This is a genomic window from Shewanella sp. 10N.286.48.B5, from assembly GCF_002874355.2.
Classification (GTDB): domain Bacteria; phylum Pseudomonadota; class Gammaproteobacteria; order Enterobacterales; family Shewanellaceae; genus Shewanella.
The window spans coordinates 410,217-436,458 of sequence record NZ_MCVG02000001.1 but is presented as its reverse complement, the minus strand read 5'-3'; the positions used below and the strand labels follow the sequence as shown (position 1 = coordinate 436,458).

The following is a 26,242-nucleotide window of genomic DNA, read 5'->3' as shown; positions in this document are numbered from 1 at the left end:
TAAATTCATATTACTTACCCATACGAAGCGTTTGCTGCAACATTGATTTGGCGGCATCAGCCACTTGAACATTCATTTGATATGACCGAGAAGCAGAAATCATATCGGCCATTTCTTCCATCACATTGACATTGGGTTTATAAATAAACCCATCGTTATCAGCCATTGGATGATTAGGTGAGAATTCTTTTAATAACGGTTTATCGCTTTCTACAACGCCTTTAACACTGACACTATGAGAACTATTTTGCTGATGACTGGCTTTGGCCATTTCAGCCTCAAAAATAGGATGACGAGCTCTATAGGTCTCACCGACACTGCTTGATACTGTGTTGGCATTAGCAATATTACTGGCGGTGGTATTTAAGCGCACCGATTGCGCAGACATACCCGAGCCTGACACATTAAAAATATTAAAAAGACTCATAATTAATCACCTCTAATGGCTTTACGCATGCCAGAAAACTTACTTTCAAGAAAGCCCAGTGACATTTGATATTCCAAAGAGTTTTGCATAAATGCAGATTGCTCTTCTTGCATATCCACCGTATTACCGTCACCTGTGTCTGGCTGATTTGGCACCCGAAACTGCACATGCTCTTGGCTTAACGCTTTAAGGTCAAAGTGCTTGTCAGTTGTTTGACTCATTTGCAGCCCTTGCTGATGAGAGCGGGCGCTATTCATGGCAGAGGCAAAGTCTACATCACGGGCTTTGTAACCCGGGGTATTGGCATTGGCGATATTACTAGATAGCACTTCAGCCCTTTGAGCACGTATGCCCAACGAGTATTGATGTACCCCTAAACCATTTTCAAAATTAATCGCCATAAAATTGCCTCCATCAGCTAACTGTCACTAACAAAGCAAACCTTATGCCAAAATATTGCGGTTTTAATATGAGAAAGGATAAAAATGAAAAATGCCGACGTAAGTCGGCATTTTATTAACTAAAAACATATTAATTCATAAACTTACAATATATTTTTCTTTTGATAGTAAATCCCTGGGTTACAACGCACCATCGTAAATTCATCACTTAAACCTGAGATAGATTCTGACGCCCCTAAAAATAAAATCCCATTGGGATTAAGGGCGGCAGCAAATTGCCGCAAAATTTTAGCTTTTGCCTCTGGAGAAAAATAAATCAACACATTACGACAAAAGATAATATCGAACTTACCCAATAAGCTATAACTTTCAAGCAGGTTATGACTTCTAAAATTCACTAACCGCTGAACATTATCTTTCACTTTCATATGACCTGACGGCATTGGATCAAAAAATTGTCGCTTTCGCTCATCTGATAGCCCACGGGCTAAGGCTAAGCTGTCATATTCGGCCTTTTTACAACGCGCTAGCATTGAAGGTGATAAATCGGTGGCTTGGATCGTCACGCTACCAGGCAATGCCCCCGGCTTACGCTGCTGATACTCTAAAATAGTCATTGCCAATGAATAGGGCTCCTGCCCTGACGAGCAAGCGGCTGACCATATTTTTAACGGCCGACCTAAGCGGCTATATTCAGGTAATAAAGCATCATGAAGTAATTCAAACGGGTATTTGTCTCTAAACCACAGAGTTTCATTTGTGGTCATAGCGTCAATCACTTCCGCCCGTAAATGCCGCTCCATTGGCTTCATTGAGCGCTTAACCACTTCCGATAATGAGGGCAAATCATGCTTGCCCATTAAAGGCGCTAAGCGACTTTTTACTAAATATTGCTTGTTGTCACCTAATACAATGCCACTGTGTTGCTCTAAAAAAAGCTTAAACTGATTATATTCTGCTTCAGCAAGTGATTTGTTCGGCACTTTTACATCCTATTTTAAAGAGGCGCTTTACATTGTTTGCAATCTAAAGCCGCCGCTTTGTTTGGTTACCGAGCACTTGGTAACAAACGTGAAATCTACAACCTATGGTGAATCATCAGCCCTAGGTTTTCGATTGAATTATTATAAAATGAGATGTTTGTTGACCGCTGACGCTAACTCATCGGGATTAAACTTAGCGATAAAGTCGTTTGCGCCGACCTTTTCAACCATGGCCTGATTAAACACGCCACTTAATGAAGTATGCAGCACCACTTTAATATCTTTAAGTTTTGGATCGTCGCGAATTTCCGCCGTTAAGGTATAGCCATCCATTTCTGGCATTTCAATGTCTGAAATAATCAGTGGAATTTCATCGGCAACATTATCCATCTCAGTGGCAATCGCTTTTAATTTCTCTAAGGCATCTTTACCATCAATAGCGGTGTCAATTTGCAGGTTCAATGACGATAATGAACGGATAATTTGCTTACGAGCAACTGCAGAGTCATCAATCACCATAATATGGTAATGCTGCTCTTTATCAATGGTAATAGCATCACTGGCAGCTTGGCTTAATTCCGTTTTTACTGGTGATATTTCATCAAGAATTTTTTCAACATCTAAAATCTCAACCAATTCACCTTCGATTTCGGTTACTGCAGTTAAATAAGAGTTGCGCCCAGCCCCTTGTGGCGGTGGCATAATTGATTCCCAATTCATATTAATAATGCGCTCTACTGAGCTAACCAAAAAGCCCTGAATACTGCGGTTATACTCAGCAATAATGATGAAGCAATTTTCAGTCGATGCCAACGGACGGCCACCAGTTGCCGCACTTAAATCAATCACTGAAATAGTCGAGCCCCGAATATGAGCAATGCCTTTAATCATTGGGCTTAAACGGGGTAACTTTGTCAGTGGCGGACACTGTAATACTTCTTTTACTTTAAAAACGTTGATACCGAAACGTTGGCGACCATTAAGTTTAAAAAGCAGTAACTCCAGTCTATTTTGGCCTACCAGTTGGGTACGTTTATTAACTGAATCAAGAATGCTCGACATAACCCTGCCTTGTTTTATGAATGCTTTCCCTAGTGGGATTTATTATTAGAGTTCACTGTTAATCAGTGTTTTAAAGCGACAGTAAAACCATTTTCGCAAATTGTAACACAGTAATTTATGCCAATTTGCTGGTTTAGCGCTTAAATTTAGCTATAGGCATAGTTTTTGCTTGATTGTGGTCACATCGCATTTAAGCGACGATTTCAATGAAAAAAGTCAAACTTCTGACAAAGATAACATTGAGAATGTTTAGCCTTATCATTGCTAATTAAAATTGAAGTTTAGAGGTAACCTGGCCAATCAAGCTAGTTAGAATATTATGAAGAAAAACATTCTACTATTGATCATTATTTTTTTATCTTTACCGGTTAACGCCAGTGAAGATGCCACCATAACTTACTCTCTATCGACCATTACTGAATTAGCTAAAGAGGTAGTAGCAAAAAAAATTGCTAAAAAGCCCAATGCGGTGATCAACATTAGCCCGCAAAATCTTGATGGCCGATTAACACCGCCAAGATGTTTGCCACCCATTAGTGTTGAAATGGCCAGTGACCGCGAAATTAGCCGCACCAACACCGTCAAAATTAGCTGTATCAGCCCTGATTATGACTACCCATGGCAAATGTTTATCTCGGTTAAAGTTGAGGTTATGTATCCAGTGGTGACAGCATTGGGAATTATTGAAAAAGGTGAGTTAATCACAGCAGATAATGTGGCAATTAACTATGTTGACCAACACAGTATCCGCGGGCAGTTTTTTTCTGAGATCTCACAATTACTCGGTACCCGCTCAAAAAGGCGTGTGTCAGCTAAAGCGCCTTTGCTAAACAATAATTTATGCTTTGTTTGCAAAGGAGATTCGGTATCTATTTATGCTAAAACAAACGCATTTGAAATAAAAACTGCCGGAGAAGCACTAAGAGATGGTAATATTGGCGATGCTATTAGAGTCAGAAATAGCAATTCTAACAGGCGATTAGATGTCATTGTCACAGGCGTTGGCGAAGTTGAAGTTAGAATGTAAAATATTCTAAAGTTTTTTCTGACAAGGCCGATAACCTGTTTGGAAAACCCTAACATTACGCTGGAGCCTCACATGGCAATTGATATTAACCATCTAAAAACAGCTTCTCATGCTCAGTTGCGCACCAATCGCGACGCAGGAGCAACAACGCAAACAGCTGACTCAGCGGCTAAGACCACGGCTGCCCCAGTAAAAACGGATTCGGTCAGTATTACTGCACAAGCGCAGCAGCTGCAGGGAGTGCAGAGTAATATGGCATCTTTACCAGAAGTTGACCAAAGCAAAGTTGATGCAATTAAATTAGCAATTTCAGAAGGTCGCTACAAAGTCGATCCTGAAAAGTTAGCTGCTAACATTGCTAGCTTTGAAGCTGATCTTGACGGATTAAATTTCGACCAAGAGTAACCTCATCGTTACTCTTGATATTATCGGCCACACATTACTTAACGGGTAATGTGGGTTTTAATAAAGAGTAACTTATGACTGAATTACTACAGCTGTTATCTTTTCAGCACGACACCTTGTCGTCGCTGAAATTACTTGTATCTGAAGAAAAATTAGCCCTTACTGAACGTGACGCAGATAAACTACTGTCACTGGCAAAAGACAAGGTTGACTGCCTAAACAACCTCAAACTTAATGATGAAAAGTTAGCCTCTCACCCAGAAAAAGCATTATTAAACGCTGAGCCAGAACTCATTGTTAAAGTCGAAGAAGCCAAAGCGATTCTAGACGAGTGCAAGGCCATCAATAGTCAAAATGCCAGCTTAATTGAGCTTAATATAGCCAGCCTTAATCGCTTCTCTCAAGCGCTGCAAATGAGCCGTAATGCATCAAGCCTGACCTATAATGACAAAGGCCGAACTTCAACGATTTCCTCTTTAGGGCAAAACCTTAAAGCATAATCGAGGCGGTAATTAACTGCCCTGCGAGTTACTAGATTGTGTTTTAAAAACCAAAAAACCGCTCAAAGAGCGGTTTTTTTTGTACTTCAGTTAAGTTAATTTAAATGACTGGATTTAAATAATTAAATTTAACTAAAAGTAAGTCACATGCTTAATCGTTCTAGGCCTATTTTGCTGCTGATATAGGCTCCATACCTGTGAAAAATCCAGTTCTAACTCAGTCACATACATATCACCAGCCGGATAGCTTTTGACCACTTTCGCGCCTTTAATCATGCCCGAGACACTGGCGGTAACGGTTTGCTTATTCAGCAACCAATCATCGACCAGGCTACTGGCATCAATCTGCTGGCCATACACTTGCTCAGCCAGTTCCCGATAAGCGGCAATTTTAGACGCTTGCATCGCCATTAACACCTTGTGAGATTGCTCTGTTGCCGGTTGCGTTGCTAACGGCGCATAACCAATAGCGGTTAGTTTAGGAAATTGTTTAGGCGCCTCGGTTTCCCATTGCACATACTTGTCGTTTACCGCACACCCGGACAAGGTGAGGGCTGCTGTCAGGGCTGCAAACAGTATTGCCTTCATTGGTTATCTCCTAAAATAGTCACGCTTGCCATACCTGCATGCTCGTTTCGATACAAGATGCCGTCTTTTGAAATCACCTTATTGGCAGGTGTTAAATAGCCTGGCAGGCTGTGGGTTTTAACAAAGGTTTGTACCGCTGACACTACTCGATTATTGCTAGTATTGACAATTCTGGCATTGACCACCACACCCTCTGAGGTAGTGCCCATGGTGGCTACGACCACATGGGATACCGCTAAATCTGTGGCAAGCTGCTTCCAGTCGCGGCTTAAAATAAACTCACCCTCCGCAGTGGCGCGAAGTGAACTAGCCACATTCATATCAACAAGATTAAATTCATTGGCATGAAATGCAGTCAACATGCCTTGCTGCAATTGCTGCCCCAGCAAATTAGTTTGTCCGTAATCATCAAGCATGACAGGTGTGGTGATCAGCAGTGGTTGATCAGCTCGTAAGCTGTCGTTTTGTAGCACTAATTCATTGACAATTTTTTCCGCCAAGCGGTTAACCCCAGCTTTGGGCGCTATGCCTGACTGCTGAATATCGTAGTGAATAACATGATCCGTTTTGGGCTCAGACTCATACCAAAAATTCATCTCATAGCCTTCATTGACATAAGATAAATCATCATACTCTGTCGGTTGTGAGCCAGCACAAGCTGTCATCAACATCATGATTGGAAGTAAACCAATTCGGCGCATATTGCATTCCTGTATTTAACTCAAGCATTGCTATGGGCTAAGGCGTTTGAGGCCTAAAGGTTAAAAATGAATTCTAAAAACACTATCGGCAATCAGGATAAAAACTTTAGATAATTAATCCCTTTCAGCATTGGCTTAACGACTTATATATTGAAAACCAATAACAGGCACATTCTTTGCATTTATTCTCAAACAATCGCTCCTAGTACTTTAACGCCATAAACTTGGCACTGTATTAGTCGTTCATCGTTATCTTTAAGCAAGTGATTAATATGAAAATATGCAGTAAAACAACCCAGCGACTCTACTCCGCAGCCATATTGCTGTTAGTCAGTATCTTGAGTCTGCCGTTAAAAGCTGAAATTATTGAAGTAACAGGCCATGCGAATATCATCAATGGTAATGTCGACAAAGCCCGTGAAGCGGCAATAAGCCAAGCATTAAGCTATGCCAGCATGCAAGTTGGCGTTGGCGTTAATGTTAATAGCCAATACAGCATGGGTCAGGGGCAGTTAAGCCAAGATGCATTTCAGTTTAGTCATATAGGACAAGACAATAATATTGAACTGGTATCTGAAATGCTCACCAGCACTGACATTACTGTATTACTAAGATTAGATCTTCAAGACGACTCAGCTCAGCAATGCCGAGGTCAGCAATTAAGAGCGGCAATAATGGTGCCTCAGGCCAGTATTCAAGATCGCGCTCAATTACGTTATGGTCAGTTATTAAACTTTACTCAAGCACTATCACAACAGTATGGCGTGCTACTAAATAGTCACTCCCATAATAGCTTTGCCCGCATTCACGCCGATGAAGCACTCGATCACAGCAATGAGTTAATCAATTTTAAAGGTAATCGCATCCCAAGTTGGTTAGGCGAAATCACCGATAGCCAATATATCTTACAACCAGAAATCCTCGATATGTCAACCGAGCCCACCTCAGGATTAATGTTTGGCTTATTTCACGGCTATCCACAAAGACAAATCAGCTTTAAGTTAACTTTGTATCACGCTATTAGCGGTGAAAAAGTCTGGAGTAAAGATTACTCAGCACAGGCGCAGTGGGAGTTTGAACGTGACGAAACCGTATCACCCACCACTAAACGTTTTTGGCGCTCAAGCTATGGCCAAACGGTTAACCAGCTTATGCAGCAAAGCACTGTTGACATTGATAATTTGCTAAATTGTCGCCCACTGCTGGGACAAATTGTGGCTAAACAAGGCAATAGAATAATTATTAACTTAGGCCGTAAGCACCATGTGAGAGCCGGTGATAGCTTTCAAATTGTATTGCAACAAAACATCCCTGACAGAGTGAATTTAATGCGCGCCGTTGCCACACCAAACCGCGCAACAGTCACCATTGATCAAGTATCAGAAGAAAGTGCCACCGCAGTATTACAAGGCATAGACGCAACAGGGAATATTCAAATACAAGATATCGTGATTAAGATTTAAGCAACTAAATTTAAAGCCTTTTAATCAAGATTAAAACTTGTATAATTGCGCTTAGTCTCCCTATAGCTCAACAGGATAGAGCAGTCGCCTCCTAAGCGATCGATCAGGGTTCTTATGTACTATAGATGTAAGTGCACAAGTAAAGACGAAGAAAAATTTATCGGGACGTAGCTCAACTGGATAGAGCAGCCGCCTCCTAAGCGGCAGGTTGTGGATTCGATCTCCACCGTTCCGACCATTTTCATTTCAAGTATCTAAGTTTATCTCGCTTCAGCATTACTTACACTGTAGTGGCATAGTTAATTTGGCCACCTAGTTAGAGGTGATATCATCACCTCATAAGTTAACAGGTGACACTATGAAAAAACGTACAAGAAGACTTTTTAGTGCAGAGTTCAAACTTGAATCTGCACAACTCGTGCTAGATCAGAATTACTCAATTGTTGAAGCTGCTCAAGCTATGAATGTGGGCAAATCAACCATGGATAAGTGGGTACGACAATTAAGAGAAGAGCGACAAGGTAAGCAGCATAAAGCATCACCTATATCACCAGAACAAGTTGAAATTCGAGAGTTAAAAAAGCAACTAGCTCGCCTCCAGGAACACAACGAAATATTAAAAAAGGCCACAGCTCTGTTGATGTCGGACTCACTGAACAATTCTTAATAATTGAGAAACTCAGGCAGAGCTATAGCATAAAAACATTATGCGAAGTGTTCAGTATTCATCGTAGTAGTTACAAGTATTGGAGAAAGAGACCAATAACCATTAACGCAGATAAGGTTAAGCTTCGCAGCCTAGTCAGCGAAGTACACACTGCAAGTAATGGATCGGCAGGTGCTAGAACGATTGCAGATATGGTTAGCCAGCAGGGTGTCTCGCTAAGCCGTTATCGTGCCACTAAGTTGATGAAAGAGCTTGGTATAGTTAGCTGCCAGGTACCTAGGCACAAATACCGAAAAGCGACACTAGAACATATTGAAATCCCTAATCACCTAGGTCGACAATTCGCTGTCACAGCTCCGAATGAAGTCTGGGTTGGTGATGTTACCTACGTGTGGGCTGGTAACCGTTGGATGTACTTAGCTGTGGTGATTGATCTATTTGCACGTAAAGTGATTGGCTGGGCTATGTCGTTATCACCTGATAGTCGTTTAACTGGCAAAGCGCTTTCGATGGCCTATGAAGGTCGTGGTAAACCTAAAGATGTTATGTTCCATAGCGATCAAGGGACTCACTATACAAGCAGAAGATATCGGCAACTATTATGGCGATACCAGCTCAAACAAAGTTTATCTCGACGTGGGAATTGTTGGGATAATAGTCCTATGGAACGTTTTTTTAGGAGCCTTAAGACAGAATGGATACCAACTACAGGGTATCGTAATTTTACTGAAGCGCAGAATGAAATTACACGATACATTATTGGATATTATTGTCAGCTTCGGCCGCATCAATATAACGGCGGGCTGACGCCCAATGAGTCAGAACGATTGTTCTGGTTAAACTCTAAGACTGTGGCCAATATTTCTTGACCACTACAGACGTACCGCTGGGGAAGAATTCATACAAGACAAACAGTGGCAAATACTACGTCACGATAAAGGCTGACCCAGATAGCATCCCAGTGCAACCTGCCGTTGGTCAGCATTGGTCGGTTAAAGGCGCTAGACAAATAGATGATATGGATATGGGTGATTACGTGATGCAGCAGCACACTTATGAATCACCAGTGAAAGTTGAATGTAGCTTGCCAGAAACAGGTGAGCAGTTGATCCGTTTTATTGCGAGAGAAAGTGCCTTTAAGGGTATCGGTGAAAGCAAAGCAAGAGCACTATGGGAGTGTTTGGGCAAAGATTTTCATGCCACCTTGAAATATGACACACCAGAATCAAGAGAGCGCCTTAGAAACGTTCTGAGCGAAGACTCCATTGATGCTTTGCTTGAAGGGTATGCCAAGTACAAGAACCTTGCTTACTGCAATTGGATGACCCAACGTAAGATTCCTGCAAGTGTTCAACAGCGTTTGTTAAAGCATCACAGCGAGCAGTCTATTGAGGCGATTAAAAAGAACCCTTATGTATTGATTGGCTTCGGAATGTCATTTCAAGATGTCGATATTTTAGCAACAAATTGTGACCTGAAGTTTGAGGTAACAACGTGCAATGACAAACGACTTAGTGCAGCCCTTGAAGTCGCTATACGTAAAGAGATTGATAAAGGCCACACCTACACAACACAAGGCAAGCTGCGCCCTCACCTAACAAAATTACTCAAAGAAAAAGAGCTGGTCGCCAAAGCATTCAAGGCCGGCTATGACAAGGCGCAATATATTCTAAACCCTGAAACTGGCTCATACCATCCTACAGCACAATTACTAATGGAAAGTGTCGTGGCCAAGCGACTAAAAGCACTAGCTAGCCAAAACAATCTCTACGACGAGCATTCAAATGTCGCCTATTGCTCTGCGGCAAGTGAATTGCCTTACGAGCTGACAAAAAAACAAATTGAAGCGGTCACAACCTGTTTAGATAATGCTGTAAGTTGTATAACTGGTGGTGCTGGCACAGGCAAAACAACTGTACTTAGAACTGCACTGCGTGCCTATCACCAAATGGGGTTTGAAATACATGCCGTGGCACTCAGTGGTCGCGCAGCCATGCGCTTGCATGAGTCAATCGGCTTTATTACTTCAACGATTGCTAAGATGCTCAGAAACAAGCCCATTGAACCAAACATAGAGCATAAAAAACACCTACTGGTGATTGATGAGGCTAATATGGTTGACTTGCCAACCATGTATAGATTGGTTAATCACACTCATCCATCGGTACGTATCATTTTGGCAGGCGACCCAGACCAGCTTCCTCCTATTGGTTGCGGCAAAGTGCTTGCCGATATCGTTCTAGCTAAAACAATAGCCAACACTATGCTTGATATCGTTAAGCGGCAAGAAGGCTCTACTGGTATCCCTGAATATTCGAAGCTCATAAATCAGGGAAAAGTTCCTGAACAGCTTAGTACAGCCGCGATCCACTTCCACGAAACAGGCAAACGAGACATTGCTCAAGTATGTTGTGACTTGTACCAACAATCGCCTGAAAATAGCCATGTAATGGCTCCCACTAAACTCCTCGTAGCGGAAATAAACAAACTCACACAAATGGCTATAAACTCCAACGGGATCAGGCTTGAGTTTCAAATGCACAGCGAACAATTTTTCCTGGACCTGAGATTAAACGATGCAGTCCTGTTTACGCAGAACCATTACGACAAAGGTATTCAGAACGGTTCTCTTGGAACATTAACAAGTGTTGAATCGTCTGGTGAAAGCTACGGCAAAGTGACGCTGGATACGGGCCAAAAGGTTGAAGTCACTCAATCTGTACTGGACTGCATGGGGTTGGGTTATGCAATAACCCTCCACAAAGCCCAAGGATCTCAGTTTCCACGTATCATCATAGCCATACAAAAAGGAAATATAGTTGACCGATCTTGGATATATACCGCAATCACCAGGGCTGAGAGTGAAATACATATAGTAGGCAGCGCAGCAGACTTTAAATTAATAACAGAGCTTCCTAGTAATGCCCATAGCCGTATGAGCTATTTACTAGATCTATTAAAATAATTATTACCTTGAGAAAGTGACCACGGGTGCAAGCGAAAATAAACTGTGTGTCAACGTAGAGCGTTGTCCACAGTTTATTCCACGCTCTTGCGAAGCTAGATATGCCTGTAGTTGAACAACCATCAAATAAGTCGCTATCGGCATACAATAAAGTCTGATTAACAACATTAAAGTTTGTCTGTTTATTGGTCTAAAAGCTAGTTGGTAGGTAGGGAAATAGTCATCTCCAACCCAAGCATAGTGAGCAAACATCACCCAATTATTGTAAAAAACCAGTAACGATTCAATGTTACCAAGTAGCCCCAGCCAACCGCCGAGTACTATAATCGTAAAACAGTGCTCGTTGTTCCCTATAATTGTTGCCTGGCTCTGATTCCTGCATATTGCTAATCAAGGCATAGAAAAAGTCATCTTTAGGCAGATCGTAAAGTGCTGCCAAATGAATTTTAAAATGATTTTCTATCAATAGGTTAAATTGTTTGCGATTGATGTCAGTATCATCTAGTAGTTCTTCCACTGTAGTACAGCCGTTAAAATCATAAGCCTCTAATAAGGCATTGGCTCTTAGATTATCTAAACGGCTTTTAATATTTAAGTACGGCAAAGGGAAATGGTGAATAGGGACCGTTTCAAACTGATGATAAGACATGATTTTGCGCCTACACTGTTCAGGGTAATCCTCTAAAGAGGCAATGGCATCCAGAACACAAGAGCAGCAAATTTCCGTATAAACTGATATATCTTTTATCGATTCATTTCTATAAGAAAAGTAAAAACTTTCTAGGTAACATACTAAATCAGTCACTCTTGAATCTAGGTAAAAATGACTCGCCGGCTTTTTAACAGCACTAAATATGGGTTCACTAAAACTCTCAAGTAGGTATTTGAAGTTTCCTTTGATGAAACATGGCTCATTACTACTACAGACATGGCAATTCATAAAATTCTCCAACAAATAAGGCCTACTAAACGCTTATTTGTGTTAAATATTACAAATTTTTCGGGTGCATCGACTTCGCCGTTTTAAACTAGGTAGGCGCAGGCTGCCCGACAGCCTTGATACGTATACTATACGCATTTAAAAATATAGTTTATCTTTTTTTGCTTGGATTTATGATGTTTTCAAACTCACTAGGCTTCATATTTAGGATACAAGCAATAACCTCGATACGGTCAAAGCATGCAAGGTAGTCAACCTCATCAAAAGCCGCATTAATGTTTTCCCAGTTACGCTGAAGACTTATCAAACATTCATAGCTTTCATCAAACTCAAGAAGTTTGATTGTATCCGTAGCTGCCAACCCGTTTTCTAAACTGAGTTTTAAGTCTTTTAAAGACTTATAACCATAGAAATCAATCGCTATGGTTCTTTGCGCCTGATTCAATTTGCATTCAGTAAAGTTAGCTAAACGGCGAGCTTGTCGTTTAAGTATTTTTTCATATTGTGATTTTTCTTCAGGCACTACTAACCCTCAAAGTACCGAAGCATCCACAGCATATTCGTTACTTAAGAGGTTTTAGCTTATTTTTAATGGGCTTCCGCTTTGTTTTTGTGGTCACAGGCTGCCATTTCAACCATTTATTACAGTTACTTGTATTACACCTTTACATGTTTCCTAAAGTAACAACTAGATAACCTAATGATTTAAAACACTTTCTAACCGCAAAAAAACACTTATAGATTCAAAGGTGTAATAAAATAAAAATTGTACACTTTTGAAAGAGTTAAATGAATGGCATTACTAAGCAATCAAAGGGTAGTTTGCATCTCCCCACAGTGTGTCAGGGTTGTTCATCATGAGCTCTATAATAATAGGTAGTAATTCACTCAAAAAAGCTACACCGTCCCTAATCTGCTCTCTATTAGCAGAACTATTCCAAGTAGCACCACCATGAATTATCTGATTTCTTAGTGTATATAGCCTTTGTAAGACTATACAAATAACAACATCTGTATTTGTATTGCTAAGAGCATGATTAGCAGCTAATTTCGCTTTACTGAAGCGTTCTTTCCATTCAGGTTCAGTTATCTTACCGTTCTGATTATCCCAAAATGGTTGATATACAAACTTATTATCCAATAATACTCTTATAGTGGAAGAAAACTGCGACCAAATGAGATTTGAAAAATCTCCATTTTCATCCATATCAATTAATTTAGAAATAAATTTAGAAAAGGCTTCTGATTCAGTATGTCTCAGAACCTCTGTATCTTGAGCATATGCAGCATTAAAGGCAATCCATAAGAAAATAAACTGGCTATCTTGATCTTCATTGCATTGCTCAGACTTATTCAACCAGCTTAAAGCACGATGTACCCTTAAAGCGAGATTTTCAGAAAATCCGCCCCTAACTTCTCTTTGTTTGTTTTTTAGCTTCTGGTAATTCATAAATTTCCTTTCCTACTCTGCATTTCTACCATCTACCTTGCTATAAGGCTTTTAAACGTTCAATTTTTTACTTCTTTTAACTTTGATACGTTCTGGTACAAACTTCTCTTTATGTGACCTTTTTATTATTTCCTTAAAAAGATTAACTTCGCCAGATTTCGGCTGCCAACTTTCGAGTGCTCGTATATTACCAAAGAACATCAAATTTTCTTTAGCTCTTGAACAAGCAACGTTGAGCCTTTTCTTATCAAGTAAAAACTGCAATGAGCCATGCGTTCTAACAGTAGAATAACAAACTAATTCAGCTTCACTCCCTTGGAAGCTGTCTACAGTGTCAACTTTAATAGTTAAGCTTCTTAGCTTAATTTGCTGCGAGCCACCATTAGAGTTTAGTAGCTTTCTTATTAATCTTTTTTGGGCACCATATGGGGTGATAACTGCAACATCTATTTTACGGCTGATAGATTTAGATAGTTTATTGAGATAGGAACAAATGGCCTCAGCTTCTAGCTCATTTTCAAGGCTCGTTGATCCATGTTGCTTAAACTGTTTACCCCATACATCGACCCAAACAAGACATTTTTTTGATACAAAACCAGTTGTATCAAGAGGATCTTTATTCCCGTTATGGAGTTTTCTTACACCTTCTTTTGTATAAAAGAGTTCCGCAACAAGATCGCCTATAGGCTCAGACATTCTAAATTGCTCAGCTAAAGAAGCTGTACATTTATCGGGCAATTGTTCAAATAACGTCTCAAAAAAGCTTGTTTCTAAAAAGGTCTCCTTAAGAAACTCCATTTCATCTTTTGCTGAGTCTTCACGTAAAACAGGTGCAATGCTTGGTGGGAGTTGATGATGGTCACCAATAAGTATTGTCTTACGAGATCTAAGCAAAGGAATTAAAAGCTCTGGCACTGTAGCTCGACCAGCCTCATCTACTATCGCCACATCAAAGGTAACGTGATCAATACCAGCATGTCTTGCAGCTAAACCTACACAAGTTGCACCTATTAAGTTTTTATCCGCCAACATAGTAGTAAAGAACTCATCAGAAACTTTACTATTCTGAGCCGTATCTTTAATTTGCATCAGCAAAGCTCTCCATTCATAAATGGCATCGAGCTTTCTCTTTTTAATATTTATTTCATTAGCTTCATTAGCTTCATTAGCTTCAATAGCTTCAATAGCTTCATTAACAGCATAGGTAGCAGATCTACTTGTTGTATCAGACAAACATTTTTCAATGAAAGATTGAAAAATCAAATCGAAATGGTCTTCTGCCATATCATCATCGATTTTGTCGGGATTACCTACCCGAACTATATTCACACTTGAATTTACAAGCTGTGGATAAACATTTTTAAATTTTGTAATAGCATTATCTACTGCGGTATTTTGTTGTGATACAACTAAAATCTTTTGATTCGGATTCTTTTGTAACAACTGAAACAACATTTCTACAATTGTAGTTGTCTTGCCCGTTCCTGGAGGTCCCTGAATCATTGCTATATGTTTAGCAGAAAGAGCAACTTTAATAGCATTTTTTTGACTATCAGTAAGTCTTCCACTCCATGTTATGTCATTTTCAAGCCAACTACGATGTTGTTCGGTAATATAAGAAGATGGAGCTAGGAAAATTTCTTTTAAATGAGGCTCAACAAGTCTATCTTCAAAAAGTGCATCCAAAGCAACCTGCTGTCTTTGAAGAGGAGCATTAGGTAATTGAACAACTAATTGAAATTTTTGCGATTGAGTAAAATCTAGCTTTTTGAAATTATTAAGAGGTGCTTCAATTTCAATATCACCATTATCAAGGCGATAATCAATTTGATATGATCTTGAATGTTCCACAGCAGGTAAGTATTTACCATGCTCCGCATCCCAAACTAATAATCTGCAACTACGGTTAAACTGTAAAAAGCCAGAAGTTTCTATTTCCCTCATGAACTGGTATATAGATTTATCATTGAGGCGTGAATCTTTAATGGAAGAGCTATTAATGTTCAGTAAATAAAATGCAGCATTATTACGCTGGGGGATAATTTCAAACTCAATGCTTCGGATACTTTCCTGTTGTTTTTGATACTCAACAACTTTTTCCCAGCGCCTAAAAAACTCAACTTGCTGAACTCTTTCTTTTGCTGTTGTTGAATTAATAAATGCTTGGCTTGCAAATGAAAAAAGTTGTTCGACCCCGTAAGACCACCCAAAAAGTTCACTAGCTGAAAGATCTGATGACAGTAATATAAACTCAAAAGGTAAATCCATACCAACTTGAGGGATCTGGTGTTCAAAGGTTTTAATAATAACTAAGCCATCATTATTTTCAGAAAGTTCACACTGTACTTCAATCTCCCCTTTACCTAATGTTATCACTCCATTATCAATATTAAAGCCTAACAATGACCATTGGGTAAACTCAGTATAAAAAGAACTATTCGATGGTATTTTATTTAATATCTCAATATCTGCTTCAATAAACAGCTCAAAATCATCATATCCTAGAATTGATGGTGACTTTTCAGTAATAGACGGGAGTGGCTTCTTTTTGTTTCTTTGTATCGGACCAAGAGGGTTTGAGTGTAAAATAGCATCATAACTTTCAAAATATACATCTAAATTTTGCCCTGGAACACAACGTAGCCCAGGTTGAAGAAGTGACTGCTGAGGTAAACACGCCCTAACTAAACCCTCATTAAAAGTACATAAATACTCCTTCGCTCCACCACGATAATGATCTACGGTCATACTTAGTGGCTTAGACAATCGAATATGATCATGAAAAATTATTCCGCGAGCCACACATCCAAAAAATTGATTACGATTATTTTTGACTATTAGTATTGGAAATTCTGTTCCATAGTTTAAAGCCAGAGCTTTTTGCTGCTCAATTACACCATCAAATCCTAAAAACTTTAAAATATGCCGACTATTATCTAATGGCTTATCCATGTCTTCTAGCTCAACCACTAGTAACTTCCCAGGATATAGCCACTCCAAGGGCAATAATGCATCTGAAATTGGTCGTTCTAATAGCCAATCGTAACTACCTTGCCCCCACAACTCGTTGACTTTAGTTCTTTCAAACTCTAGATACTTTGCATATTCTGAAATTCTAATTTGAGCATCTTCAATTCGTGAGAACTCTTTTTGTAGTGCTGATTTTCTATAAGGACTTGTTGTATCTGAATTTACTTCAACTATGATCGCATCATATAGTTCCTGATACGCTTTAGTTATTGGCGCTACTTTTTCAAAATGATTATCGATTTCCTTGAGTAATAAGCTCTTATAATCCTCAGCTTGTGCTTTCCTTTGTTCTCTATAATTTTCATCTTGATTAGCGCGTTTAGCATCATAACGTGAGTAAATATCATCACGTTCTTTATAAGCTCTATCTTGCCTAGCTAATTCATCATTTGTTTTTTCATTGAAATAATATGCTACAGCGCTAGCTGCAACTACAACGCCAAGCCCGACAGCTAAGTGCAACATAATTAAGAACCTGACTTAACGGAAAGAATAAGCTCTGAAAGTTGTTCTGAAGGCACTTGACCACTCTCAACTTGATCTAGAATTTTCATTATTTGCTCATGAGAATTCGCTTCTTTACTGGTATCAGAGTAGTAACTTAGCTCATTATCTTTTCCTCTTTGCGTTATTTCTTTTTGCTTAGTTTCCTCTTGTAGAGCGACCTTCTTTACTTCTGCTTCATTTTTTTTAATTTCAGCTTGTGTTTGCGCAAATACCTGTCCTGTTCGTAGATACTCCTTAGCTAAATCTACTCCATTATTAGCTAGTTCAATAACACCACTTCCCAATTGAGCTAATTGTTCTCCATTAAGCTTACCAAGCATTTCACCAACATCCACTTCGGGTTGTTTATTAGTGTTTGATTGAGGAGAATTAGTTTTATTTCTAGGTATATATTGGCCTTTAACTGGTTGAGGTTTTCTCATTATTTGCTTCCTTACTTATTCAATATTATTTGTTATAAACATAAGAGATGCTCTTAATAAATGATCTAATGCTTGTTGAGCTTCTTGTAGTTGCTTGAAATTAATGCCACTTTCGCGTTCTTCTTTGAGTTTTTTTTGCATTATTTTAGCTATTTGGATATGTTTTTTTACTTCGATAAGCATATTGGATCTTTGCAGCTCATTTAATTGAACCTGCTGATTCAATTCTTCTATACGTGCTTCACCTTCTTTTAAAATAGTATCCTGCCTCAGTTTTAGAATTTTTAGTTGCCCATCTAATTCTGATTTAATTCTTCTATTTTCAGATAGTATTTGTTTAGTCTTTTCACACTCTTTGGCGTACTTCAAATAACTATTTACAGCTTCAATAACAGATAAAGCTGCATCAACATATAATGCTGCCGGGTTAACTTTTTTGGCGGCACCTTTAACCCCATGCTGGAATATCATCATTCCATATTTACGAACTTTATTATCACTAAATAAGTGTTCAGCAAGTGATGGATGTTTATCAATAGCCCTCATGCTTTTATCCTTATGATTCCAGGTTTGGTGATCGAACCAATTACTTCTTCATAAGAATATTCATGAAGCTGCCACCCTTTATCAAAACTGTTTTCTCTTGAATAAAGTTGAGCATCTTCATCAATAAAAGGAATGGAATGAGCTAAAAGGTTTAATGCACTCTCTTTTTCATCAAAAAACTCTCCGCTATAAAGGCGCTTGTCTACATCAGCTTCGGTTTCAAAGTTCATACGCTCGTATATTTTTTGATCATTGTCAGAATAAATGAAACTCTTCGGCTTCACATTTTCAAACTCTGCAAAGTTAATTCCTTCTGGTAATGAAAATTTAACTTTTAATCTCAATAATTCAGTGTACAAACGCAAAGTTTCTTCATTGCTTTTTTCTTCATTGCTTTTTTCTTCAGCTTCAGCGAAGTTTTTTAGTTCTAAATCTACTGTTATTCCCATACTTTTATCACGTGCTTGAGATCTAAAGCTAACATCCCATTCTTGTTCCCAGATGGCGTTAGAATCGTCAATAATTTGATTAAATTCAGGCAAAATATTAGGGAGAATCTCAAAGTAATTATTTTGGAATCGCTGACTCTGTTTAAAGCAATCTTCAATTGGGTTAAAACGAACATTTCGTGGCAAAGGAACAATAAAGCAACTTTTTGAGATCTCCTTTAAAGAGTTTTCACTTTCTAAAGCAATAAACCAGTCATTATTACGGGAGGCGTAATTTTGATCTATATATAAAGGAGTTTGCTTATTGTGAATATTTTCTAAAATATAGGCAGCTCTTTTTCCTGTTTCTGATAAACCACTTTCAGAGTCACTTATAAACTTCAATGCTTTCATTCTATCCACTACAGGTCTAATTTGAATTTCAGATAATCCTGTAACGTCTTCAATATCTTGTATTGTTAGGTCATGTTTTGACATAGCACTCAAAATGAAATGGGATAATTCACCAAGTTCAGCAAGTACCCTATGTTTAATAGACATTTCATATAGTTTGAGAGGAAGCATGACATTAACAACGTCAGGGCCGCATGAGTCATCATCGACTTTTATAACTGCATCGGTTTGACTCTCTGTCTTAATTTTTTCAGAATCTTGTTTAACTTCTTTGTTAAGGAAGGTAAGAGTTTCGGCGAATACGTTATTAAACACAGAATCCTCCTGACCTTAAGCAGCTTATTACAGTAAACTTCATGCTAAATCCTTTATAAATTACAAGCCAACGCTACGTTGCATGCTCTGCGTCCATGATGCTTTAAATGCTGAATCTCCCGCAAACAGCTTATAAAGCTCTAGTTCATCTTTACGTCTTGCTAGCATCACTTCTTTCAGCATTTTTTCAAATGCTAACTCACGGTTATGCGGATCAGGGTTATTTTGATATTTAGCCTCAAAATCTGGGTGACTTTTTACACTTTCCGCAATGTTGATAAACTTAATCTTCTGCTCTTCTGGTGTTGCACTCCAGCCTTGAAACCACCTTTCATTGAAGTTTCTAATAATTTCATCAAGCGGATCTTTCTCCTCTTCACCGCCATGAGCACCGCGAGGGTTAGGGTTCTGAGGATCTAATTCAGTTTCACCGTCATCTAAACCAATGCCGTAATTAAGTTTTACACGCTGTAAGCCGTAAGAACTTAAATCTACGGAATCTAACAATGCATCAAGTTTTTCTGAATCAGGATCTTTAACAATTAACTTTGGAATTAAGAACTTAAGGAACCAAAATAGCTTTTCCCAAGCAACAATTTCATAAGGCATGATTGAAGCCATCTGCCCGTAAATTTTCACAAATTGTTTAGCTTTGATCTTAAAATCGACTTTATCGTCATCTTCTAGTTCTAATTCAAAATTAAATCGGTTTGCCGCAGTATCAATTATTGGGCTTAAGGTTTGTGCATCTTCATTATCAAAATAGCGTTTAACAAAATCTTCAACCTCGTACCATTCATAAACACCAATATCATCCATAGCGTCTTTTAGCTCGTGTAATACATTTACATCAGTTGCTTCAGATAAAGTCGTTGAAGTGTAAAATGGGTCAAATGCCGTTTTTATTTCATCAACACTATTAAAGAAATCAAGTACAAATAAGTCCTCAGTCTTTTTACCAAGCTTAGGTGCCGAACGGTTTAAGCGAGATAATGTTTGCACACAAAGCACACTCGCTAACTTTTTATCTACGTACATAGAACAAAGCTTTGGTTGATCGAAACCAGTAAGATACTTGTTAGCAACAACTAATAGTCGGTACTCATCAGTATCAAAATTTTCTTTAGTTTTGCTTTCGGCAAAGCCATTCATTTCAGCTTCAGTGTACTCAATACCATCAACTTCTTTTGTTCCCGAAAATGCTATCGCAATTTTAAAAGGATTACCTTGTTCCTCTAACACTCGTTTCATAGCTTTGTAATAACGAATCGCCGTAACAATGTTTTGTGTAACGACCATGCCTTTGCCTTTTCCCCGTAATTTTTTAGTATTAACGACTTGAGGGATAAAGTGTTCGAGCATAATTTCAGCTTTTGTATCGATTGTCTGCTGGCTACTTTCTACAAAAGCTCGCAATCGTTTTTGTGCTTTTTTGGTATCAAACTCAGGATTATCTTGTATCGACTTTTCTATCTCGTAATAGCTTCTATAAGTTGTGTAATTAGCAATAACATCAAGAATAAAACCTTCTTCAATCGCTTGTTTCATTGAGTAAAGGTGAAATGGTTTAAAACTGCCATCATCTTGTTTTTGACCAAACTTTTCTAAGGTAGAGTTTTTTGGGGTTGCCGTGAAGGCAAAATAAGATGCATTTGGGTTCATCTTTCTAGCTTTTATACTACGAAGCGCCTTATCAACAACTTCGTCTTCAACAAAGCCCATAGCAGCGTTCATCTTGCCTGATGTATCTCCATCTTGGGAACTGTGAGCCTCATCAATAACTACCGCAAACCTTTTGTCACTTAAGTTTGCAAGCCCATCAATAATAAATGGGAACTTTTGAATGGTAGTAATAATAATTTTCTTACCATTCTCTAGAGCAGACTTTAGTTCTGATGATTTAAACGCTGGAGCAACAATATTTTTAACTTCAGAGAATTCTTTAATGTTGTCTCGAATTTGCTTATCAAGTAATCGCCTATCAGTAACAACAATCACTGAGTCAAACAAAGGCTGTTCAACCCCTTTACTTCCTTGAATATCAGCACTAACTGGATACGTTTCTATTAACTGATACGCAGCCCAAGTAATAGAGTTCGACTTACCTGAACCAGCAGAATGCTGAATTAAATACGTATGACCAACACCATTAGTTGAGGCATGGTCAATTAAACGACGAACAACATCCATCTGATGGTAACGTGGAAAGAACAAGGTTCGTTTTTTCAAATCATCTTTGCTTGTGCCGTCTAAGCGAACAAAGTGCTGGATGATGTTAGCAAGGCTAGCTTTGCTAAATACCTCTTCCCATAAGTAACTAGTCTTGTGACCATGCTTGTTCGGCGGGTTGCCCTGACCGTGGTTGTTGCCTTTGTTAAACGGTAAAAAGAAAGTACTTTTCCCGGCTAACTTGGTGGTCATATACACTTCATCAGTATCAACCGCCATATGCACTAAACAACGACCAAACTGTAATAAAGACTGAGAAACATCCCTGTCTTCACGATATTGCTTTTGACCATGGTAGCGAGCATTTTGCCCGGTCCATGCATTTTTTAGTTCAAGTGTTATTAACGGAATACCATTAATAAACAGCACCATATCAATTTCTTGTAACGGATTAGCTTTTGAATATCTTAGTTGGCGAGTCGCACTAAATACATTGGCATTAAAGTTTTGTTTAACAGAGTCACTACTACTAGCCAGTGGTGCTGGATACATCAGGTTTAAATGAGCATCTTCAACACTTAAGCCTTTCTTGAGCAAGTGTAAAATGCCATGTTTTTTTATCAGTCTATCAAAGCGCTCAAGTACCTTTCGCTCCCAATCATTAGGGCTCGTTTTCTTTAGTTTTTCTAACTCTTGCTCTTGGGTGTTCTGTAAAAACTGCCAAAAGAACTTCATATCTAAGGCATAATGCGTATCAAAGTCAGCAGCATAGCCTAGTTTATACATCGAATTGTTATAGTCAGGCGCAGCTTCTTGCACTCCTATTTTTAACTCTTCTAAACAAGTGCCAGTTAAGTGCTTTTCAATTGCCGCTTCTAAAGCTTGTTCGTTTGTTTTACTAACCATTAAGTACTCCATTTATCTTCTGGTAGTAATGTATATAACTCACATGGGCTTCCGCCTTTAAAGTCGCCTTTTGTATTCAGAAATGGTTTACGTTCATCAAATTTTTGGTCTTCATTGTTATCTGTATAGTATTCACAAAGTGCAATATAGGCCCCTTGATTCCACATATCTTCTTTTACGTTATTGTTGTACCACAGTAGCTGGCTCAATAATGAATCGTCCGTTCTTTCGATATACCGCTTTCTTTTTTCAGCCAATAATTGGCCAACTGACCAACCAGTTTCCATAAGCTCATCAAAAAACACCTTAAACTCTCTATCTTTTAAAAATGGAGTACCTGAACGCACAATGTTTCTCCAATCATTAAATTGATAGTTACTGTAATAATAAGGTGTCCTTTGTCGCCAAAATTGACCGTAATGTAATAACAAACTTTGGATTTTCGGGAACTTACTGCTGTCATTAGATTTGTCAGCAGGAAAACAGTTATAAAACGTATTTTTTATTTGGGTTAATTTCTCTAGCGTTGAGCTCTCATCGTAATCAACCAAATGGCTACTATTGGTTAAGCCAACATCTGAACCATCCACATTGAATGGGTGATCTTCAATTTTCCAAAGCATAGATTCTAAACTTTCCCAGCCTTCCGTCTCACTGATATGCGTAAGCCAACGCTCTTTTTTATATTCTTCATCGTCAGCTTTCGCTGAAATATAACCGGTTTCAAGTAAATTTTTAACAGAGTTTTTTATGCCGTTACTACCAGTAACTGAACGAACATTATTTTTATACCTAAGGTAAAATTGACGTATACCGCGAAATATTTGATATGTACTAAGCTCTTTGTCAGAACTCAAAGCAGAATCGACCCAGTGTAATATGCCCCACACAAACACCATTCTTCGGTGTTCTGTTGAAAAACGAGAATTTTTATAATCAGTAATCCATGCAGTTGTACTTGTATTCAATATTTCCCAAAAGTCATATAAGTATTTATCAAACCACTCGGTGTTACTATAAGTATCAAAAATTTCTTGCCGGCTACCTGCAATAAACGTTAATACCTTTATATACTTAGCTATAAGATCTAATGAAAGTACTTGGGTTAACATGCTCTGTGAGGGCTTTAACGCTTCTTGTTTATCTACCCAGGTATTAGCTTCATCTTCTAAATAGATATTAAGCCCTGCTACACAGTTTAAAAACTCATTAAACCCCTTATCAGCATTGAGCTTAGCTCCTTTAGGAAAGCGGACACCTTGTGCCTTCATTCGCCAGAAAAAGTCTTGCCAGTTTTCCCATTCAGCACCCATTTCATTTTTACTTTCTGTAGTTTCTAAAGCGCTTAAAAGCTCTGCTTTAAGATTTTCATTACCCTGCATTTGCTCGCCACGAGCATTAAGGTAAATATATAGATTTTCACCTTGGGCACTGATATTAGTGTCAAAATACCAAAATTCAGTAAAATTATTTAGATACAGGTAAAATCCAGACTCGTTTAATTCTTTTTCATCTAACCAATTAGTAATCTCTTCAAGGTTATTAATTATGTTTTTAACGGTAATGTCATTTTCATAACTATTTAAATACCAAGACTGTTCTTTTATCTCACCTGTTATGTCAGCACAGGGCTTGGTTAGAACAAATGAAACTAACTGTCGAATAAAACTGCAAGCAGAATCTCGAACTCGATAATCGAGCTTTGGCATTCTTTTAATACAATACTTCTTTTCAAAGTCGGTTGTATTACCGGTTCTTACTGCAAGTAATAGCAATACTAAATACAAAGTGGTTATGCGTTGTTGGCCATCAATTAAAAAGTAACGCCCATCATATTGCTGGTCGCTATAGGCATAGATAAAACCTATATTAGAGGAATGGTTTCGTTGGCGGTAAAAGTCAGCAAAATCGGCGTTAAGCTGTTTTGAATCTGCACTATCAACATTTGAGCTAAGTACTGGGATATCGGCATGTTGGAATCGTGTAAAGTCATCTGCAATAGATGAAAGCAACCCAACTACTTGAGACTTTTGCCACACATAATCGCGTTGTATCTCTGGAATAATGAGTTGTTCAACATACCTGTTAACAAACAAAGCCTGATAATTGTATTTACCTGCTCTCATTACGCATCATCCTTAATATCGTTTAAAATTGTACTGGCTACATACTGTGCATGTGCATCAATATCTTTTTTTGACCATTGCTTTAAATCAACATCTAAGCCAGCAATCATCTTCGCAAACACATCAAAGGTATGTTTAGGTACAAAATTTCCTCGTTGAATAAGCTCTAGAATTTTTTGTCTTTTACCATCAAAAAATAGGCAACCTAACGCACTGTTTGCTCCCCCCGTTAATAAACACATATTGCCGATATTATCTAACGTACCATTTTTACGTATGGCATCTACATACACTTTTTGTTCATCTGTAGTTCGAGACGCTTGTTTTAGCAATAATTCAATAGCTTCACTTTCTTCCCCGTCACTGGCCAAAATATGTTTAATATTTTGTTTTTCATCATCAGTTAAAACGTGACCTTTTCCTTCAGGTGTTTGCGGGAAAATATGCTCCAATGACCATTCTTGCCGTTTAAATGAGTCAAAATCGAAGCGCCTAATAACATTTTTAGGGAAAACACTTAACGCTAATAGCACGGCATGAATTTGCTTATCATCGTCGCCATACTTTAAATTTTTGACTAAAGCTTCTTTATCATCACTTTCAGCATTTTTTCCAAAAAGTAATTCAGACTTTTTTTTCCGCAAAAATGAGGTTAATTCTGTTTTAGTTGGTAATTCTAAACATTCTTTTAAAAAGCTTAATCGCTTATATTCACTGTTTTTAGCAAAACGACAGAAACCAATGAGGTGATATATTTCGTCTGTATCAAACCAATCCTTTAAACGCTCTTGAGTTGAAATTAAGTATTCAAAACCATTTTGAGTGCTTTGCTGTTGAGAAAAGAAATTAAAAAGCGAGTGATTACCTAATTGAGAGCCAACTAGTTCGGTTTGCTTTGCCCCCATCACCAGCGCAGTTAGTTTAAGTAACTCGTGCAATGAAGAGCCTTTATCATCAAAATAGAAACTGGTAATGGCGTTACTTTGTGCCCATTGTTGAATATCTTCCCATGTTCGACTTAAGCCAAGCCTGACTTCCATTACTTCACGGAAATGGCTGTCGGACCTTTTCACTTTGTCACGACCAACTCGCGTTATAAACAAGGCCTTGATCAGCTCAACTTCTGAGAGCGGTACTTTATTGCTGTTTAAGTTTTTAAAAACGGTTTCACTGACAATATGTTGTTCAACGGAATTAACAATGAGCTTAACGTGTTTAAATAAGTAGCCTTTAAAGTCATGCAGTAGCTTGGGTTTATCAACAAAAAAATTTGCGCACTCTTTTACCGCGCCATATAAGTAATAAATATCTTGGCGATCTAACCGTTCAATATCCTCCGCAATAAATTCATCCCAATTGGTGTCTATAACTTCTGCTAGCTTTTCTTGCGCATAAATAAACTCATCAAAAAAATTTGCTCTAATTGCATAATCGAGCTTGTTGCAGGCAATATTGTCAGCATTGGTTGAATCTGCTTGTAGTAGATTTAATACTGACAATAAAATAGATAAGGTAGTTAACCTTTGTTGGCCATCAATCACTTCTAAATAGTTGCTGCGGTCCGCTAACAGTAAAGGTTTTACTGTGATGTATTGCAGGTAATATTCGTCTTCTTGTTTTTCAAATGCATGCCATAAGTCATTCAGTAAAACAGTAACAGCGCCATTTGGCCCAGTCGCCCATTTATATCCACGCTGATACGCAGGGATATGGAATGATGTTGCCTCATACTGAGACAGACACCCCCCCGTTGTTTTACTGTTAAAAATATCCGCTATATTAAAAACAAGTTCCTTCATC

22 protein-coding genes and 1 tRNA gene are annotated in these 26,242 nt (G+C 38.4%); 7 read left to right on the top strand and 16 right to left on the bottom strand.

Going from position 1 to position 26,242, the window contains the following annotated elements:
- Window positions 1-10 precede the first annotated feature (10 nt).
- From flgC to BCU57_RS01855, 4 genes are all read right to left on the bottom strand, one after another.
- The gene (gene flgC / locus BCU57_RS01870) at window positions 11-427 is read right to left on the bottom strand and encodes a flagellar basal body rod protein FlgC (RefSeq protein ID WP_102439333.1); all 417 of its coding nucleotides are present in this window, start codon (window positions 425-427) and stop codon (window positions 11-13) included.
- A 2-nt stretch (window positions 428-429) separates the two neighbouring features.
- On the bottom strand, window positions 430-828 hold the full coding sequence (flgB, locus tag BCU57_RS01865; RefSeq protein ID WP_076540181.1) for a flagellar basal body rod protein FlgB: 399 nt from the start codon (window positions 826-828) through the stop codon (window positions 430-432).
- A gap of 143 nt (window positions 829-971) precedes the next feature.
- Window positions 972-1,811, bottom strand: a complete 840-nt coding sequence (locus BCU57_RS01860; RefSeq protein ID WP_102440675.1) for a CheR family methyltransferase — start codon at window positions 1,809-1,811, stop codon at window positions 972-974.
- A 141-nt stretch (window positions 1,812-1,952) separates the two neighbouring features.
- A complete protein-coding gene (locus BCU57_RS01855; protein WP_102440676.1) occupies window positions 1,953-2,873 on the bottom strand; it encodes a chemotaxis protein CheV in 921 nt (306 codons plus the stop codon).
- A gap of 319 nt (window positions 2,874-3,192) precedes the next feature.
- On the opposite strand from BCU57_RS01855, the gene flgA reads away from it, so the two are divergent.
- From flgA to BCU57_RS01840, 3 genes are all read left to right on the top strand, one after another.
- Window positions 3,193-3,900 carry a flagellar basal body P-ring formation chaperone FlgA gene (gene flgA / locus BCU57_RS01850; RefSeq protein ID WP_102440677.1) on the top strand — a complete coding sequence of 236 codons (708 nt, stop codon included), beginning with the start codon at window positions 3,193-3,195 and terminating at the stop codon, window positions 3,898-3,900.
- A 72-nt stretch (window positions 3,901-3,972) separates the two neighbouring features.
- Window positions 3,973-4,305 carry a flagellar biosynthesis anti-sigma factor FlgM gene (gene flgM, locus BCU57_RS01845; protein WP_102440678.1) on the top strand — a complete coding sequence of 111 codons (333 nt, stop codon included), beginning with the start codon at window positions 3,973-3,975 and terminating at the stop codon, window positions 4,303-4,305.
- 74 nt (window positions 4,306-4,379) lie between these two features.
- Complete coding sequence (locus BCU57_RS01840) at window positions 4,380-4,805, top strand: flagella synthesis protein FlgN (protein WP_102440679.1); 426 nt, start codon at window positions 4,380-4,382, stop codon at window positions 4,803-4,805.
- A gap of 132 nt (window positions 4,806-4,937) precedes the next feature.
- On the opposite strand, the gene BCU57_RS01835 is transcribed toward BCU57_RS01840, so the two are convergent.
- The gene (locus BCU57_RS01835; protein WP_102440680.1) at window positions 4,938-5,393 is read right to left on the bottom strand and encodes an LPP20 family lipoprotein; all 456 of its coding nucleotides are present in this window, start codon (window positions 5,391-5,393) and stop codon (window positions 4,938-4,940) included.
- Window positions 5,390-6,094: a FlgO family outer membrane protein gene (locus BCU57_RS01830; protein WP_102440681.1), complete on the bottom strand. Its 705-nt coding sequence runs from the start codon at window positions 6,092-6,094 to the stop codon at window positions 5,390-5,392. The genes BCU57_RS01835 and BCU57_RS01830 overlap by 4 nt, the downstream gene beginning before the upstream one ends.
- Before the next feature lie 272 nt (window positions 6,095-6,366).
- Here BCU57_RS01830 and BCU57_RS01825 point away from each other — a divergent pair, with 272 nt between their 5' ends.
- From BCU57_RS01825 to BCU57_RS01810, 4 genes are all read left to right on the top strand, one after another.
- Window positions 6,367-7,557, top strand: a complete 1,191-nt coding sequence (locus BCU57_RS01825; RefSeq protein ID WP_102440682.1) for a flagellar assembly protein T N-terminal domain-containing protein — start codon at window positions 6,367-6,369, stop codon at window positions 7,555-7,557.
- A 161-nt stretch (window positions 7,558-7,718) separates the two neighbouring features.
- A tRNA-Arg gene (locus BCU57_RS01820) sits at window positions 7,719-7,795 on the top strand.
- Between the two features lie 120 nt (window positions 7,796-7,915).
- Window positions 7,916-9,093 (top strand): IS3 family transposase gene (locus BCU57_RS01815; protein WP_102531200.1). Its coding sequence is split into 2 segments (ribosomal slippage): window positions 7,916-8,183 and window positions 8,183-9,093, totalling 1,179 coding nucleotides; the frame shifts between segments, so codons are not numbered across the junction.
- Entirely contained in the window at window positions 9,090-11,189 is a 2,100-nt protein-coding gene (locus BCU57_RS01810; protein ID WP_241903563.1) for an AAA family ATPase, read from the top strand. The genes BCU57_RS01815 and BCU57_RS01810 overlap by 4 nt, the downstream gene beginning before the upstream one ends.
- A gap of 289 nt (window positions 11,190-11,478) precedes the next feature.
- Here BCU57_RS01810 and BCU57_RS01805 read toward each other — a convergent pair whose 3' ends face one another.
- From BCU57_RS01805 to BCU57_RS01760, 10 genes are all read right to left on the bottom strand, one after another.
- Window positions 11,479-12,129 carry a hypothetical protein gene (locus BCU57_RS01805; RefSeq protein WP_133149382.1) on the bottom strand — a complete coding sequence of 217 codons (651 nt, stop codon included), beginning with the start codon at window positions 12,127-12,129 and terminating at the stop codon, window positions 11,479-11,481.
- Window positions 12,130-12,280: 151 nt separating this feature from the next.
- On the bottom strand, window positions 12,281-12,652 hold the full coding sequence (locus BCU57_RS01800; protein WP_102439737.1) for a hypothetical protein: 372 nt from the start codon (window positions 12,650-12,652) through the stop codon (window positions 12,281-12,283).
- Window positions 12,653-12,931: 279 nt separating this feature from the next.
- The gene (locus tag BCU57_RS01795; RefSeq protein ID WP_102439738.1) at window positions 12,932-13,579 is read right to left on the bottom strand and encodes a HEPN domain-containing protein; all 648 of its coding nucleotides are present in this window, start codon (window positions 13,577-13,579) and stop codon (window positions 12,932-12,934) included.
- 51 nt (window positions 13,580-13,630) lie between these two features.
- Window positions 13,631-17,074, bottom strand: a complete 3,444-nt coding sequence (locus BCU57_RS01790; protein ID WP_102439739.1) for an AAA domain-containing protein — start codon at window positions 17,072-17,074, stop codon at window positions 13,631-13,633.
- A 2-nt stretch (window positions 17,075-17,076) separates the two neighbouring features.
- Window positions 17,077-17,538, bottom strand: coding sequence for a hypothetical protein (locus BCU57_RS01785; protein ID WP_102439740.1), 462 nt, complete (start codon window positions 17,536-17,538; stop codon window positions 17,077-17,079).
- 15 nt (window positions 17,539-17,553) lie between these two features.
- Window positions 17,554-18,084 (bottom strand): hypothetical protein, encoded by a 531-nt coding sequence (locus tag BCU57_RS01780; RefSeq protein ID WP_102439741.1) that lies wholly within the window; start codon window positions 18,082-18,084, stop codon window positions 17,554-17,556.
- Window positions 18,081-19,241 (bottom strand): hypothetical protein, encoded by a 1,161-nt coding sequence (locus BCU57_RS01775; RefSeq protein WP_102439742.1) that lies wholly within the window; start codon window positions 19,239-19,241, stop codon window positions 18,081-18,083. Before BCU57_RS01775 ends, BCU57_RS01780 begins: the two co-directional genes overlap by 4 nt.
- A 60-nt stretch (window positions 19,242-19,301) precedes the next feature.
- A complete protein-coding gene (locus tag BCU57_RS01770) occupies window positions 19,302-22,316 on the bottom strand; it encodes a type I restriction endonuclease subunit R (RefSeq protein WP_102439743.1) in 3,015 nt (1,004 codons plus the stop codon).
- Window positions 22,316-24,442 (bottom strand): DUF262 domain-containing protein, encoded by a 2,127-nt coding sequence (locus BCU57_RS01765; protein WP_102439744.1) that lies wholly within the window; start codon window positions 24,440-24,442, stop codon window positions 22,316-22,318. Before BCU57_RS01765 ends, BCU57_RS01770 begins: the two co-directional genes overlap by 1 nt.
- Complete coding sequence (locus tag BCU57_RS01760) at window positions 24,442-26,241, bottom strand: DUF262 domain-containing protein (RefSeq protein WP_102439745.1); 1,800 nt, start codon at window positions 26,239-26,241, stop codon at window positions 24,442-24,444. Before BCU57_RS01760 ends, BCU57_RS01765 begins: the two co-directional genes overlap by 1 nt.
- Window position 26,242: the final 1 nt, after the last annotated feature.

Excerpts from the sequence above, each read along its gene's own strand:
- flgA (WP_102440677.1), top strand. The coding sequence starts at position 3,193 with ATGAAGAAAAACATTCTACTATTGATCATTATTTTTTTATCTTTACCG.
- BCU57_RS01795 (WP_102439738.1), bottom strand. The coding sequence starts at position 13,579 with ATGAATTACCAGAAGCTAAAAAACAAACAAAGAGAAGTTAGGGGCGGA.
- BCU57_RS01835 (WP_102440680.1), bottom strand. The coding sequence starts at position 5,393 with ATGAAGGCAATACTGTTTGCAGCCCTGACAGCAGCCCTCACCTTGTCC.
- BCU57_RS01785 (WP_102439740.1), bottom strand. The coding sequence starts at position 17,538 with ATGAGAAAACCTCAACCAGTTAAAGGCCAATATATACCTAGAAATAAA.
- flgM (WP_102440678.1), top strand. The coding sequence starts at position 3,973 with ATGGCAATTGATATTAACCATCTAAAAACAGCTTCTCATGCTCAGTTG.
- BCU57_RS01790 (WP_102439739.1), bottom strand. The coding sequence starts at position 17,074 with ATGTTGCACTTAGCTGTCGGGCTTGGCGTTGTAGTTGCAGCTAGCGCT.
- BCU57_RS01840 (WP_102440679.1), top strand. The coding sequence starts at position 4,380 with ATGACTGAATTACTACAGCTGTTATCTTTTCAGCACGACACCTTGTCG.
- BCU57_RS01825 (WP_102440682.1), top strand. The coding sequence starts at position 6,367 with ATGAAAATATGCAGTAAAACAACCCAGCGACTCTACTCCGCAGCCATA.
- BCU57_RS01855 (WP_102440676.1), bottom strand. The coding sequence starts at position 2,873 with ATGTCGAGCATTCTTGATTCAGTTAATAAACGTACCCAACTGGTAGGC.
- BCU57_RS01830 (WP_102440681.1), bottom strand. The coding sequence starts at position 6,094 with ATGCGCCGAATTGGTTTACTTCCAATCATGATGTTGATGACAGCTTGT.
- BCU57_RS01765 (WP_102439744.1), bottom strand. The coding sequence starts at position 24,442 with ATGAGAGCAGGTAAATACAATTATCAGGCTTTGTTTGTTAACAGGTAT.
- BCU57_RS01770 (WP_102439743.1), bottom strand. The coding sequence starts at position 22,316 with ATGGTTAGTAAAACAAACGAACAAGCTTTAGAAGCGGCAATTGAAAAG.
- flgB (WP_076540181.1), bottom strand. The coding sequence starts at position 828 with ATGGCGATTAATTTTGAAAATGGTTTAGGGGTACATCAATACTCGTTG.
- BCU57_RS01760 (WP_102439745.1), bottom strand. The coding sequence starts at position 26,241 with ATGAAGGAACTTGTTTTTAATATAGCGGATATTTTTAACAGTAAAACA.
- BCU57_RS01805 (WP_133149382.1), bottom strand. The coding sequence starts at position 12,129 with ATGAATTGCCATGTCTGTAGTAGTAATGAGCCATGTTTCATCAAAGGA.
- BCU57_RS01780 (WP_102439741.1), bottom strand. The coding sequence starts at position 18,084 with ATGAGGGCTATTGATAAACATCCATCACTTGCTGAACACTTATTTAGT.
- flgC (WP_102439333.1), bottom strand. The coding sequence starts at position 427 with ATGAGTCTTTTTAATATTTTTAATGTGTCAGGCTCGGGTATGTCTGCG.